This window comes from Rhizobium favelukesii, assembly GCF_000577275.2.
GTDB lineage: Bacteria > Pseudomonadota > Alphaproteobacteria > Rhizobiales > Rhizobiaceae > Rhizobium > Rhizobium favelukesii.
Genome location: NZ_HG916852.1, coordinates 1,479,966 through 1,493,846, shown reverse-complemented (window position 1 = coordinate 1,493,846; position 13,881 = coordinate 1,479,966). Strand labels below are relative to the sequence as shown.

The following is a 13,881-nucleotide window of genomic DNA, read 5'->3' as shown; positions in this document are numbered from 1 at the left end:
GTTTTTACCTTGATTACTTTTTTGCGTCGTGCTTTCATGCGCCATCAATATCAGGGGGTCATGAATGGCAACGATCACTAAACGGCGATGGGTAAACAAGAGCGGCGACCACGAAGCATGGACGGTTGCCTGGACCGATGCGTCTGGCAAACGGCACAGAAACCAATTCGAGCGAAAGCGGGAAGCTGAGGCCCACCGCACCGAAGTTACACACCAAGTAGCGGCTGGCACGTTTCGAGCAGATGCGGCGAGTACCACCGTTGATGACGCAGTGAAGGATTATTTAAATCTCCTGGCGGGCAGACGTGACCGCGGCGAGCACGTCACAGAGCACTACTTTCGAACGGTCGAAGGGCAGCTGCGGAATTATGTGGCGCCAACCGAAGAGCATCGAGCCAAGCAGCCAGAAAAGACGAGAATCATTTTTGAAGGTGGTGTCGGGCCGGTTAAGCTTTCTCAGTGCACGGCTAAGGTCATTGGCGACTTCCGCGATCGATTGCGCGACGCTGGCGTCGGGGTGGTAACCACGCGCCGTATTATCGGCAGCCTCTCTCGCGCTTTACAAAATGCCGTTGGCAATGATCTCCTCGCAGCCAATCCGGCCAGCAACATCCGAGTGACTGGCAAGCGCGGAGAAGGATCCAAGAAGGTCGTTCCCCCGTCCAAAGCGGATCTTGCTGCCGCCCTCGCCCAGGCAACGGGAAGCCTTGCCATCCGCATGCGCTTGTCGGCCTCGGCTGGCGTGCGCGCATCGGAGCTCTATGCGCTCCGCTGGAAGCACGTCGCCTTCAACGCCGGTGAACTAACTGTCGATGGTCGCGTCGATGCTTACAAAAACGAGGACACAACCAAATCGACTGCAGGTCTCCGGCAGGTTCCTCTCTCGTCCGCGATGCTGGCCGAGCTTCGAAAGTGGAAAGAAGCCGCCAATAAGTCAGAGGCGGACGATCTAGTATTCCCAAATTCCAAGGGCGGGTTCCTCGATCACAAGAACATCCTCAAGCGCGATTTCCGGCCTCTCCTGGCCACGACAGCCGCCAAGGCAAAAGAGGGCGGCAAGAAATTCAAGCCCTTCAATTGGCACGCCCTTCGCCATTTCGCGATATCGACATGGATCGAGGCTGGCCTACAGCCAAAGACCGTCCAGACGTTCGCCGGCCACTCCTCGCTGGCCGTCACGATGTCGAGATATGCGCACCTCTTTCCAAGCGACAGCCATCGCAACGTCATGGACCAGATTTCGACATCCATTTTCGGCGATGGCGCACAAATGGCGCATGACTCCGTAAAGGCACTGTGAAATAAGGCTTTCCATCCTGATTTGTAATCAGGGGGTCGCGGGTTCGAACCCTGCCGGGGGCACCATCCTTCTCCTTCTACTCAGAACTACCTAAGCATTGACTTTGGGGCTGTTGCGCCGACGGTGTGAACCGAGGCGAGCTAGCTCTTCGCGTGAATGCGACCCTTCGAGTTGACGTTGGCTCCGTCCAGCGCCGCAGATGCACTTGACAAAATCGGCTTTTATTGGCGCCTAGACGCCAAGACTATGTTATCGTTCGTTGAATACGACAAAGGAATTACATGGGCCGTTCATTTCAGACGCTTTCCTTCCTTGCCTCCTCGGCAACTGAGGCGCTGGCGGCGCGGGAAGAGCTGATTGGCATTTATGGCGACGTGCCCCCTGATGATGCCGACGTCATCGTCGCCCTTGGTGGCGACGGGTTCATGCTGCAGACGCTGCACGGCACGATGAATTCCGGCAAGCTTGTCTACGGCATGAATCGCGGCTCTGTCGGCTTCCTCATGAACGACTACCGAACGGAGAACCTGCAGGATCGAATCTGCGCGGCTGTCGAAAACGCCTTTCACCCGTTGCAGATGACAACGGCGAATTCGGACGGCACGAATTTGACAGCCCTTGCCATCAACGAAGTGTCGTTGTTCCGGCAATCCTACCAGGCCGCCAAGCTGCGGGTCGAGGTGGACGGCGTCGTCCGGCTCGACGAACTCATCTGCGACGGCCTGATGGTGGCGACGCCCGCGGGTTCGACGGCCTATAACCTCTCCGCCCACGGACCGATCCTGCCGCTTGACGCACCGCTGCTGGCGATGACTCCGGTCAGCGCGTTCCGGCCGCGGCGTTGGCGCGGCGCGCTACTGCCCAACAAGGTGACAGTCGATATTCATATTCTCGAGGCGGAGAAACGTCCGGTCAACGCGGTTGCCGACAACACGGAAGTGAAATCGGTGCTTCATATTCGCATCGCTCAATCGGAACATACCACGGCGCGCATTCTCTCCGATCCTGATCGATCATGGTCCGATCGTATTCTTGCCGAGCAGTTTGAGGACTGAGAGATGAACCTGCGACGAACGACGCTTTGTGCATTGCTGCTCGCCGTGCCCGCACTCTGCGCTCGGACCGCTGCGGCAGACGACCCAGTCCTGCCGGCTTCGATCATATTCGCGACGAGCACGGGCTACTGGGAAGACGACGGCACGACGCCTGGCGTCCAACGCGCACCTTCAGCCTCTCAGACCGTGATGCCCGCTGCCGCTCCGGCAAAACCGCGCCACGGCTACTACAAATTGTTTGCTGTCAGGCAAGCAGACCGCACGGCCAAGATCTATCTGCAACAGATCGAGCAGGGCGACGGCGGACCAGCCATCGCCTCGACGGTGGAGTTGCAGGAACTCAACGATCTCAGGCCCTATGTCACCGACATCAGGCCCGAAAACTCCTCCGGCATACTCAAGGAGCCGGGGCTCTTTGCAATGATCTATTTGAAGACCGACCCGGACGTGGAATCGGAGACCTGGACTGTCGTGATCGATGAGTTTGGAGAGGTTACCGTCGGCAAAGCAAGCAACTAGCCGCGCCTCCATCGCTTCTGACGCTGACGGGTTCCCTCTTTATGGGGGCTCCCGAGTGAATCGAAAAGGCCCGTTCGGGCCGCCTCCAAATTCAAACTTGAGAGCAGTTAGTCGATGTCGTCGACGACGGCGTCCGGCTTGCCGCTGATGCGGTGGGCGAGAGCTGCTTCCATGAACTCGTTGAGTTCGCCGTCCAGAACATCGCCAGGCGCCGTGCTCGCCACACCCGTCCGTAGATCCTTGACCAGCTGATAGGGCTGCAGAACGTAGGAGCGGATCTGGTGGCCCCAGCCGATGTCCGACTTGGAGGCGGCTTCGGCGTTTGCGGCGTCTTCCCGCTTTTTCAGCTCGGCTTCGTACATGCGGGCACGCAGCATGTCCCACGCCTTGGCGCGATTCTTGTGCTGCGAGCGTTCCTGCTGGCACTGTACCACGATGCCCGAGGGAATATGCGTGATGCGGACCGCGGAGTCTGTCGTGTTGACGTGCTGGCCGCCGGCACCCGACGAGCGGTACGTATCGATGCGGCAATCGCTTTCGTTGACGTCGATCTGGATCGAATCGTCGATGACGGGATAGACCCAGATCGACGAGAAGGATGTGTGACGGCGCGCATTGCTGTCGTAGGGCGAGATTCGAACCAGGCGATGAACGCCCGATTCCGTCTTCAGCCAGCCATAGGCGTTCTGGCCCTTGACCAGCAGGGTCGCAGACTTGATGCCGGCTTCTTCGCCATCATGGACTTCGAGAAGCTCCACCTTGAAGCGCTGACGTTCCGCCCAGCGGGTGTACATGCGCAGAAGCATGTTGGCCCAGTCCTGACTTTCCGTGCCGCCGGCGCCGGAGTGGACTTCGAGATACGTGTCATTGCTGTCGGCTTCGCCGGAAAGCATCGCTTCGACCTGGCGGCGCGCGGCCTCGGTCTTCAGACCCTTCAGGGCGTCCTCAGCCTCCTTGACGACGCCTTCGTCGCCCTCCTCCTCGCCCATTTCGATGAGCTCGACATTGTCGTTCAGCTGCTGCTCCAGGTGCCGCACGCCATTGATGCCATCGTCGAGCTGCTGGCGCTCGCGCATCAGCTTCTGCGCCTCGGAGGCGTCATTCCAGAGGTTCGGATCCTCTGCCTTGTTGTTCAACCAGTCCAGTCGTCTTACCGCCTGGTCCCAGTCAAAGATGCCTCCTCAGCAGGGTGATAGCCTGCTTGGTTTCATCGACCACGTTCTGGATTTCCGCTCGCATTTTCCTGCTTCTTTGCGTTGCTTCGAAAGTTGCCCGTCAAATAATTGTGGCGGCTGCGGATGTAAAGAGCCGCAGCCGCCACAACTGTTCGGGGGAAGGGTTAGTAGAGACCGCCGGCGCCGGACTGAACGGCCTGGTTGGCCTGCGGCGAGGTCTTCAAAATCTCCTCGGGCGCCATGGTGTTGTCCATACCGATGACCGAGAAGCTCTCGGCGGGACCAGTGCCCGGCTTGAAAGCTTCGATGATCGTGTTCGGATCACCTTGCGCTGCCGCCATGCCGGTCTTGCGGTCAATCGGAATGAGGTTCATCCCAGCGGGAATGACAAATTTGGAAGCCGGCATGTCCTTGACGGCAGCCTGCATGAATTCGTTGAAGACCGGCGCCGACAGCGAGCCACCCGTGCCACCGCGGCCGAGCGTCGAAGGCGAATCGAAGCCGATATAGAGACCGGCGACGAGATCCGGTGTGAAGCCCACGAACCACGCATCCTTCTCGTCGTTCGTCGTGCCGGTCTTGCCGGCCACATCGCGCTCACCGAGATCGACCTTGCCAGCAGCGGTGCCACGCTGGACGACGCCCTGCAGCATCGAAGTGATCTGGTAGGAGGTCATCGGATCAAGAACGGTTTCGCGATTGTCGACGACGTTGGGCTCTTCCTGGTTCTGCCAGTCGCTGGCGTTGCAGCCCTCACAGACGCGCTCCTCATGCTTGAAGATGGTGCGGCCGTAGCGGTCCTGGATCCGGTCGATCAGCGTCGGCTTGATCTGCTTGCCGCCGTTGGCGATGACCGAATAGGCCGACACCATGCGCAGCACCGTGGTCTCCCCGGAACCCAGCGACATGGCGAGAACCGGCATCATGTGATCGTAGATACCGAAGCGCTCGGCATACTCGGCAACAACGTTCATGCCGAGGTCGTTCGCAAGGCGCACCGTCATCCGGTTGCGCGAGTGCTCGATGGCAAAGCGAAGCGTGTTGGCGCCACCGCCCTCGCCTTCATAGTTGTCCGGCGCCCATACCTGGCCATTGCCGGTCTGGATCGAGAGCGGATCGTCGCTCACAACCGAAGCCGGCGTATAGCCATTGTCCATGGCGGCCGCGTAGACGAACGGTTTGAAGGACGATCCAGGCTGACGCATCGCCTGGGTCGCGCGGTTGAACTCCGACTGCGCGTAGGAGAAGCCGCCGACCATCGCGAGAACGCGACCGGTCTTCGGATCCATCGCCACCAGACCGCCCTCGACCTTCGGCGGCTGGCGAAGCCGGTAGGACCTCGAACCTTCGTCACCCAGCCGTTCGACGTAGACGACATCGCCGGCCGACAGGACGCCGTCTGGCGACTTTGCCGTCTTCCGGCCGGCAGCCGAGCGATACGCCCACTGCATGTTCTTGGCCTCGATGACACCGCGCTCGCGTTCAGCAGGGATCTTGCCGGCGCCATCCTTCGGCGGCTGCAGTCCGATGTCGACGCTATCGTCCGATACGGCCAGCACGACCGCCAATCGCCACTCGGACACGTCGATCAACGCAGGAATATCGGCCAGCGCCTTGCCCCAGTCAGCCGTCGTGTCGATCTGCTTGATCGGGCCGTGGAAGCCGCGGCGTTCGTCATAGGTCGTCAGGCCGTCCTGCAGCGCCTTGCGCGCGAAGACCTGAAGCTCGGGATCGAAGGAGGTACGAACGGACAGGCCGCCTTCATAAAGCATCTTCTCTCCGTACTGCTCGATCAGCTGGCGACGGACTGCCTCGGCAAAATAACCGGACGCAAAGAGCGAGGGACCGCTGCTTCGGCCAGTCACGCCAAGCGGCTGCTTCTTTGCCTCGGCGCCATCGGACTGGCTGACATAGCCATTCTCAACCATGCGATCGATGACCCAATTGCGGCGGGTGACCGCTGCTTCGGGATGACGGAAGGGATGATAGTTGGCCGGGCCCTTCGGCAGGGAGGCTAGGTAGGCCGCGTCGGCGATCGTCAGTTCATTCACCGACTTGTTGAAATAGGTGAGCGAGGCGCTCGCGATACCATAGGAGTTTAGACCGAAGAAGATCTCGTTCAGGTACAGCTCAAGGATCTTGTCCTTGCTGTATGCCTGCTCGATACGGAAGGAGAGGATCGCTTCCTTCGCCTTGCGCTCCATCGTCTGTTCGCTGGAAAGCAGGAAGTTCTTGGCGACCTGTTGCGTGATCGTTGAACCACCCTGCGTCGGGCCGCCGGTCAGGTAAGCGACGACCGCACGCGCAAAGCCGGTAACGTCGATGCCGGGATGCTGATAGAAGTTCTTGTCTTCGGCAGACAGGAATGCAGCCTTGACGCGATCGGGAACAGCTTGGATCGGCAGGAAAAGTCTGCGCTCCTTGGCGTACTCCGCCATCAGCGCACCGTTGCCTGCATGCACGCGGGTCGTCACCGGCGGCTCGTAGCTGCTCAGCACTGCGTAGTCCGGAAGATCCTTCGTGACGGTCGCCAGGTAAATGGCAACAACAGCGGCCACGCCCAAGAACAGGACGCAAGCCACTCCGAAGAAATATCCAAGAAGTCTAATCATATTTAAGCTACCGGTATCTCAATCATCGATCGGCGCGAGCATAACAATCGCATGGATCGGGGCATCTTGCACGTTGGGCGACTTACTCCATGAGCGTTTTCGCCACAAGCCGATTCAGTTTCACCTACGGAAACACAAGGCTGAGTAACGGCGTGAATGTGAGTAAAATAGGGCCTTGAAGCGCTATTCCCACATTGCGATTGTGTTACCCGACCGAGTGTCACATCTGGGCCACGGCTGAATCAGCCACCATTTGCAACCATCGCCGTGCGATAGTGCTTTACCGCTTCCGTCAGCAGGTCCGCCATCCTTCCCCGCCATGCGTCATCGAGCAGGAGTTTTTCGTCCTCCCTGTTCGAAAGAAAGCCCAGTTCCAACAGGATAGACGGCACATCCGGCGCCTGAAGAACGCGGAAGCCGGCATGGCGGTGCGGGTTGTTGATTGTCCCCACCTGATCCTTGAAGGACGCGAGCACGCTCTCTGCCAGCGAAATCGAGAAAGCCTGCGTTTCGCGGCGTGTTAGGTCGAGCAGAATGTCCGCGACTTCGGGAGGCTCGGCCACGGTCTCCTTGCCGGCAATCTGGTCGGAAAGGTTTTCGCGGTCAGCCAGATCGGCGGCGAGCTTATCCGAGGCCCTGTCGGAGATCGTGTAGACTGTCGCGCCACGAATATCCTTCTGCTTCAGTGTGTCGGCATGCATCGAAATGAACAGACCCGCATGGTTCTGACGGGCAATCTCCACACGCTCGGAAAGCGACAGGAACGAGTCGTCCTTTCGCGTCAGAAATGCTTTGATGCCGCTCTCGCGGTTGAGACGATCGGCAAGCGCATTGGCAAAAGCGAGCGTTACGTCCTTCTCTTGCGTCTTGGTATCGACGCCGATCGCGCCCGTGTCGATCCCGCCGTGACCGGCATCGACGGCGATGATGAAATCGCCGTTGGCCGGCCTCTCCGGCGCGGGGATGGCACTGGTCGTCTGCTGAGAGGAAGGATCGCTCCATGACTGGGCCTTGACCAGTTCCGCGAACTTGTCCTTGTCCGTCATTGCGGCATCAAGGATGAGACGATGCCCCTTGCCGCCCTCATCTGCCTGAACCTTGGCGACTTCCATCTTCACCGGTTTCTTGGCCGTCAGCACGATACGGGCGCTGTCCTCATCCATCTTGCCGTAACGGATGTCCTTGAAAAGCCCCCTCGCCGAAAGGTCGCCGGCTGGGAATCCGAAGGCCGTCACCGGGAGATCGATGACAACGCGTTCGGGATTGGCAATGTAATGGATCGAAAAGTCCGGTGCCCGATCGAAATCGATGACGATGCGGGTGCGGGCATCGTCGCCGATGATGCGGGCACCATAGGCGAGCAACGGCTCGACCTTCGCCACATCATCTGCTCTCACGTCCGGAAGAAATGCAAAAACCATCGCCGCCACAGCAGCGACGAACGCACCCGCAACCTTCGTCCTCCGCCATCCGGATATCACCGTCGCGGGTCGCACCCTCTTAAACAATCGACCGCCACACCTTAAATAACATTCCGATCAAGTTCTCCCGGTAAACGCGAAATTGCCGGTGTCGGCGCCGTTCGCGGCCGCGGAGCCGAATCGGCGCCCTTAATCCCCGATTTTGTATGCCTTCCAAAATCCATCAATATTATGGCACATTTGGCTTTTCCCTTGCTATTGTGACAGAGAAAACATACAAGGATTTTTAGGGTAGAAGTGCTGACGGGATAGAGTCGCCTGCACGGCAGCCAAACCGCTAAGGAACTGGCGCCACAACCGGCAATCGTCCGCCGTCAAATGTGTTTCCACTCGAAATTGGATCCTGAATTTTCCGGCGTATGCGGGAACTTCATCGGTGGAAAGCCACCAACCGCTCTTTACAGAGAGAGCAAACTCATCGGACCTGAACAAGGTCTTAGTTTTGTCGATCTCGCTTGGTCTTTGATGGTGTCGCAGCAGGTTTTATCTGAAGTCTACAGGCCCCGGGAGAACATCTCCCCCGCTGCTGTCTGGCTGCTGCCTTCCACACCGCACCAATCGCGACTTTCATTATCCGGCGCTGCAATGACGAGCCGCACCTCTTCTGTCTCATTGACACAAGGGGATGCCGACGTTCGGCCGCGCCGAGGAGCACAGCTTACATGGCAGACAAGATGCTTATCGACGCGTCTCACGAGGAAGAGACGCGCGTTGTTGTCGTTCGCGGAAACCGCATAGAAGAATTTGACTTCGAGTCGCAGCACAAGAAGCAGATTCGCGGCAATATCTATCTCGCAAAGGTAACGAGGGTCGAGCCCTCGCTGCAGGCCGCTTTCGTTGACTACGGCGGCAACCGGCACGGCTTCCTGGCCTTTGCTGAAATTCACCCCGACTACTATCAGATCCCGCTTGCTGATCGTCAGGCCCTGCTTCGCGCCGAAGCCGAGGAGCATCGCCGCGACGACGACGTCGAACATGTCGAGACGGCACCGGTCGATCTCTCCACTCAAGAGCAGCCGGACGTCGGTGTCGAAGTGCCTGCAGCGGAAGCCGCGCCAGAGGTAGAAACTGCTGCTGTAGCCGAGACGGTCGAGGCCGTTGCGGACGTTGCTGAGGAAGCACCTGCCAAGAAGGCAAGGCCACGCCGCAGCCGCAAGAAGGCAGCGCCGGTTGCCGAAGTGCCGGCAAGCGATGAGGCTGCCAGCGAAGCCACGGTCGACAACGATGACGAAGGCTCGCCGGGCAACGAGATGGCAGCGATGGTCGAGACGGACTCGATCTCCGAAGAGGTCGACGCCCGCCGCCGCAGCGATGACGACGATGACGATGATCACGACCACGAAGAGGAAGTGATCGAATCCGTTGGCGCTGAAGACGCCATGGAGGAAGTTCCCGATCGCGTCCAGCGCAAGCCGCGCAAGCAGTATCGCATCCAGGAAGTCATCAAGCGCCGCCAGATCCTGCTGGTGCAGGTGGCAAAGGAAGAGCGCGGCAATAAGGGCGCGGCCCTGACCACCTATCTTTCGCTGGCCGGCCGTTATTCCGTCCTCATGCCGAACACGGCGCGTGGCGGCGGCATTTCCCGCAAGATCACCAATCCGCAGGACCGCAAGCGCCTGAAGGAAATCGCACGGATGCTCGAAGTGCCGCAGGGCATGGGCGTCATCTTGCGCACGGCCGGTGCAAACCGGACCAAGGTCGAGGTCAAGCGAGACTTCGAATACCTAATGCGCCTGTGGGAGAACGTGCGCACGCTGACGCTGCAGTCGACCGCTCCCTGCCTCGTCTACGAGGAAGGCTCGCTCATCAAGCGCTCGATCCGCGACCTCTACAACAAGGACATCGGCGAGATCATCGTCTCCGGCGAGGAAGGCTATCGTGAAGCGAAAGACTTCATGAAGATGCTGATGCCGAGCCATGCCAAGGTGGTCCAGCCCTACCGCGACATTCACCCGATCTTCTCGCGCTCCGGCATCGAAGCTCAGCTCGACCGCATGCTGCAGCCGCAGGTGACCTTGAAGTCCGGCGGCTACCTGATCATGAACCAGACGGAAGCGCTGGTTTCCATCGACGTCAACTCCGGCCGTTCGACCCGCGAGCACTCGATCGAGGACACCGCGCTGCAGACGAACCTCGAGGCCGCCGATGAAGTGGCCCGCCAGCTTCGCCTGCGCGACCTTGCCGGCCTCATCGTCATCGACTTCATCGACATGGAAGAGAAGCGCAACAACCGCGCGGTCGAGAAGAAGCTGAAGGAATGCCTGAAGAACGACCGCGCCCGCATCCAGGTCGGCCGCATCTCGCATTTCGGCCTGCTCGAAATGTCGCGCCAGCGTATCCGCGCTTCCGTTCTTGAATCGACGACCCAGGTCTGCTCGCATTGCGGCGGCACCGGCCACGTGCGTTCGCAGTCCTCCGTTGCCCTGCACGTCCTGCGCGGCATCGAGGAGTACCTGCTCAAGAACACCACGCATAACATCACGGTTCGCACGACGCCTGATATTGCGCTGTACCTGCTCAACCACAAGCGGCAGACGATCCTCGACTACGAAGCCCGCTTCGGTGTTGCGATCATTATCGACGCAGACGGCTCCGTCGGCTCACAGCACTTCGCGATCGACCGCGGCGAGCCGGTCGAGAATCCAGTCAAGATCGAAAGCCTGTTCAACTTTGCCGCCATCCCCGATGACGAAGACGACGATATCGTGGTCGAAGTCGATGAGGAGGAAGAAGAGGAACTGGAGGCCAAGCCGGCTGCTTCCGAACGTCCGGCGCCGAGCGCCGAAAGCGATGGAGAAGGCCGCAAGCGCAAGCGCCGCCGTCGTCGTCGGGGCCGCAATGGCAACGGCGAGCCGGTTGCCGCCGACAGCAGCTCTGCCGACGCTGAGGAAGGCGACCAGACCGACGGTGACGACGAGGATGAAGGCGACGAAAGCGTTGCTGCCACCTCGGACACGCGTGACGAAGGTGATGAGACCCAACGCCGCAAGCGCCGCCGTCGTGGCAAGCGCGGCGGCCGCCGCAACCGCGAGGAAGGCGGCGAGCAGGAGGCTTCCGAAGCCGAACTGGCAAGTGACGGCGCTGAAGATGGCGAGACAGACGTGACCGCTGTCGACGCGATCGAAGCTGCCGCCGAAGAAGCAGTCGAAGCTCAGCCGGCGATGGCAGCGGTCGAGACCGGTGCTACTGTGACGGAAGACGTGAAGCCGAGGCGCGCACGTCGTAGCCGCAAGGCATCGCCGGTCGAGGAGCCTGTCGTGGAAGAGGCAGCGGCCGAAGTGGTCCCGGCCGTAGACGCTGAAGCTGAGGCGGCAGCCGCAGACCTCGCGACGCCGGCCCCCGAAGATGCAAAGCCTGTCCGCGCCAACAGGGAGTCGAACATCTCCTCGTCTGAACCGACGGTGAAGTCGACGCGCAGCGATGCCGCCGAGAGCGAGGGCGACGGTAAGCCGAAGAAAGCTGGCTGGTGGCAGCGCCGCGGTTTTTTCTGAGATTGATATTCGGCGATAAGTAATACGATCCGGCTGCGGTGACGCAGCCGGATTTTTTATGCCGCCGATGAGGTCAATGCGTTGGCTCCGCTATCGCGAAGGAGCATAGGTCAGGACCACATTGCCTTTGGCAAAGGCTCGACTATCCGTGAGGGTTAGTGCCAATCGCTCGCTGATACCGGCAAACACGGATTGGCCCGCCCCTAGCGCTATCGGCACGACGACAAACTGAAACACATCGACCAGGCCGGCTTCCACGAGCTGTGCAACGATACTGCCGCTGCCAAGGACAACCATATCCTTGCCCTCTGCCCGCTTGAGGGCGTCTACGGCTTGCGCGGGGTTTTCGCGAATTAGCCGCGTATTGATCCAGCCGGCCTCGCTCATCGTTCGCGAGAACACGATCTTCGGCAGACTGTTCATTCGGTCCGCCACAATCGGGTCGCGTTCCTTTGCCACCGCCGTCGGCCAATAGGAAGCCATGAGGTCGTAAGTTCTGCGTCCCATGAGGAGCTCACCGCCGGCGCTCGCATTGCCGGCAACGAAAGCATTGAACTCGGGATCGTCGCGGTGAGCCCAACTCACATCGCCGTTCAAAGCGGCAAAGTATCCATCAAGAGAAATGCTCAGAAATACGCTGAGTTGTCGCATCGTCGTCTCCCGTTCCACCGCCCTGCTTCAAGGACGTTTGAGATGGCTCGGTTTCGACAGCGAACTGACGATTTTTTAACGCCGCCGTTGTCGAGCTCAATCCTGCTCGGCAATCATGGTCTCGCGCGGGTACGCTCCATGAAAACCCCGCCAATTGGCGATTGCGAAACCAAGGATCACCAGCGCTCCGGCCTGATGCAGCAGCCCCCAATGAAGCGGGACCTGCAGCAACAAAGTAGCGATTCCAATTGCCGCCTGGACAGTCACCAACACGAACAGAACGACGGCACGCCGAGCATGTGTCGTCGACGGCGCTGCGGTAAGGGCAATGATCATGTTGATCAGCGTCAGCGCAAAAAGCGTGTAGGCACCCAGCCGATGGACGAACTGTACCGTCTTCGGGTTCTCGAAGAAATTGATCCAGGCCGGTTGCTGGATCAGCAGATCGGAGGGCAAGACCGCGCCGTCCATCAACGGCCAGGTATTGTAGGTGAAGCCGGCGTCGAGGCCGGCGACGAGCGCGCCGAGGTAGATCTGGAAAAGCGCAAACACCGCTATCGCAGCGGCCCAGACATGCGAGCCTTGCGTGGGCGCGGGATCGTCGGAGTGAGGCGAAAGCCCCCGCATGATCCACATGCAGGACGCGAAGATGAGACAGGCCATGACAAGGTGCGTTGCCAACCGATACTGGCTCACGTCGGTTCGTACTGAGAGCCCCGAAGAGACCATCCACCAGCCGATCGCGCCCTGCAGTCCACCCAGCATCAGAATTCCGAAGAGAGGCCAGCGCAGCCGTCTTTCCACCCTTCCCGTTATCCAGAAATAGAGCAACGGCAGCGCGAAGATGACACCAATGCCGCGTGCAATCAGTCGGTGGGCCCACTCCCACCAAAAGATGCCCTTGAACTCGTCGATGGTCATTCCGTCATTTATCTGCTGATACTCGGGAATGCGTTGGTAGAGCTTGAATTCCTCGTCCCATTGCGCGACACCCAGAGGCGGAATCACGCCGTGGATCGGCTTCCACTCGGTGATCGACAGGCCCGAATTCGTGAGTCTGGTGGCACCGCCGACGATTACGAGACAGAACAGCGCCAGAAGCACAAAGCCCAGCCAGATGCGAACAGCCCGGCGATTGCCGTCCTGTCGGCGTATCTCACGCAGGATCTGCTGTTCAGTGCTCAAGTTCGCGATCGCCATGACTGCTCCTTACGTCCGGCAGTTGATTTGCCTGAGCGGCTCATGCAAAACAAGCCCCGAACCTTTGCGGCATGCCGTCGCGGCAGTTCAAACACCAGTGCGAAAGATATTTGATGCCTGTCCGCCTCCGCAAATTCATCGGTACGATCCTGATCGTCGTGCTCGTGCTCGCCTACGCGCTGCTTGCAAACACGATCGCCGTTGCGACGCTCGGCAACGCTCCATGGTGGGGGCAACTCCTGTACTTTTTCCTGACAGGACTACTGTGGGTGCTTCCCGCCATGGTCATCATCAAATGGATGGCTGGGCCGAACCAGCAGTGATCCGTTAACGACAGGATAACCGTGATCAACGGAAACCACTGTCCCTCGCGGCTCATAAACGAAATGGATGCACC

General features: G+C 59.8%; 10 protein-coding genes. 5 read left to right on the top strand and 5 right to left on the bottom strand.

Annotated elements, in window-relative coordinates; genetic code table 11:
• Nucleotides 1–64: 64 nt before the first annotated feature.
• The 3 genes from LPU83_RS45735 to LPU83_RS45725 all read left to right on the top strand — a co-directional run bounded on the left by LPU83_RS45735 (nucleotide 65) and on the right by LPU83_RS45725 (nucleotide 2,874).
• On the top strand, nucleotides 65–1,300 hold the full coding sequence (locus tag LPU83_RS45735; protein WP_051509103.1) for a tyrosine-type recombinase/integrase: 1,236 nt from the start codon (nucleotides 65–67) through the stop codon (nucleotides 1,298–1,300).
• A 281-nt stretch (nucleotides 1,301–1,581) separates the two neighbouring features.
• Entirely contained in the window at nucleotides 1,582–2,355 is a 774-nt protein-coding gene (locus tag LPU83_RS45730) for an NAD kinase (RefSeq protein WP_024316575.1), read from the top strand.
• Nucleotides 2,356–2,358: 3 nt separating this feature from the next.
• Nucleotides 2,359–2,874: a hypothetical protein gene (locus LPU83_RS45725; protein ID WP_024316576.1), complete on the top strand. Its 516-nt coding sequence runs from the start codon at nucleotides 2,359–2,361 to the stop codon at nucleotides 2,872–2,874.
• Nucleotides 2,875–2,981: 107 nt separating this feature from the next.
• Here LPU83_RS45725 and prfB read toward each other — a convergent pair.
• The 3 genes from prfB to LPU83_RS45710 all read right to left on the bottom strand — a co-directional run bounded on the left by prfB (nucleotide 2,982) and on the right by LPU83_RS45710 (nucleotide 8,169).
• Nucleotides 2,982–4,113, bottom strand: a protein-coding gene (gene prfB / locus LPU83_RS45720) for a peptide chain release factor 2 (protein WP_112334072.1) whose coding sequence is annotated in 2 segments (ribosomal slippage) — nucleotides 2,982–4,043 and nucleotides 4,045–4,113 — 1,131 coding nt in all. Because the reading frame shifts where the segments join, the coding sequence is not laid out codon by codon here.
• Between the two features lie 100 nt (nucleotides 4,114–4,213).
• The gene (locus LPU83_RS45715) at nucleotides 4,214–6,661 is read right to left on the bottom strand and encodes a penicillin-binding protein 1A (RefSeq protein ID WP_024316578.1); all 2,448 of its coding nucleotides are present in this window, start codon (nucleotides 6,659–6,661) and stop codon (nucleotides 4,214–4,216) included.
• 242 nt (nucleotides 6,662–6,903) lie between these two features.
• Entirely contained in the window at nucleotides 6,904–8,169 is a 1,266-nt protein-coding gene (locus LPU83_RS45710; RefSeq protein WP_024316579.1) for an N-acetylmuramoyl-L-alanine amidase, read from the bottom strand.
• A gap of 635 nt (nucleotides 8,170–8,804) precedes the next feature.
• Here LPU83_RS45710 and LPU83_RS45705 point away from each other — a divergent pair.
• Nucleotides 8,805–11,633: an Rne/Rng family ribonuclease gene (locus tag LPU83_RS45705; protein WP_024316580.1), complete on the top strand. Its 2,829-nt coding sequence runs from the start codon at nucleotides 8,805–8,807 to the stop codon at nucleotides 11,631–11,633.
• A 90-nt stretch (nucleotides 11,634–11,723) separates the two neighbouring features.
• Here LPU83_RS45705 and LPU83_RS45700 read toward each other — a convergent pair whose 3' ends face one another.
• On the bottom strand, nucleotides 11,724–12,284 hold the full coding sequence (locus tag LPU83_RS45700; RefSeq protein WP_024316581.1) for a dihydrofolate reductase family protein: 561 nt from the start codon (nucleotides 12,282–12,284) through the stop codon (nucleotides 11,724–11,726).
• Between the two features lie 96 nt (nucleotides 12,285–12,380).
• Nucleotides 12,381–13,484 (bottom strand): COX15/CtaA family protein, encoded by a 1,104-nt coding sequence (locus tag LPU83_RS45695; RefSeq protein ID WP_024316582.1) that lies wholly within the window; start codon nucleotides 13,482–13,484, stop codon nucleotides 12,381–12,383.
• Between the two features lie 113 nt (nucleotides 13,485–13,597).
• Here LPU83_RS45695 and LPU83_RS45690 point away from each other — a divergent pair, with 113 nt between their 5' ends.
• The gene (locus LPU83_RS45690; RefSeq protein ID WP_024316583.1) at nucleotides 13,598–13,807 is read left to right on the top strand and encodes a DUF2842 domain-containing protein; all 210 of its coding nucleotides are present in this window, start codon (nucleotides 13,598–13,600) and stop codon (nucleotides 13,805–13,807) included.
• Nucleotides 13,808–13,881 lie beyond the last annotated feature (74 nt).

Bases quoted from the DNA above. Each gene is read 5' to 3' on its own strand.
- LPU83_RS45735 (WP_051509103.1), top strand. From the start codon at position 65: ATGGCAACGATCACTAAACGGCGATGGGTAAACAAGAGCGGCGACCAC.
- LPU83_RS45730 (WP_024316575.1), top strand. From the start codon at position 1,582: ATGGGCCGTTCATTTCAGACGCTTTCCTTCCTTGCCTCCTCGGCAACT.
- LPU83_RS45725 (WP_024316576.1), top strand. From the start codon at position 2,359: ATGAACCTGCGACGAACGACGCTTTGTGCATTGCTGCTCGCCGTGCCC.
- LPU83_RS45715 (WP_024316578.1), bottom strand. From the start codon at position 6,661: ATGATTAGACTTCTTGGATATTTCTTCGGAGTGGCTTGCGTCCTGTTC.
- LPU83_RS45705 (WP_024316580.1), top strand. From the start codon at position 8,805: ATGGCAGACAAGATGCTTATCGACGCGTCTCACGAGGAAGAGACGCGC.
- LPU83_RS45700 (WP_024316581.1), bottom strand. From the start codon at position 12,284: ATGCGACAACTCAGCGTATTTCTGAGCATTTCTCTTGATGGATACTTT.
- LPU83_RS45695 (WP_024316582.1), bottom strand. From the start codon at position 13,484: ATGGCGATCGCGAACTTGAGCACTGAACAGCAGATCCTGCGTGAGATA.
- LPU83_RS45690 (WP_024316583.1), top strand. From the start codon at position 13,598: ATGCCTGTCCGCCTCCGCAAATTCATCGGTACGATCCTGATCGTCGTG.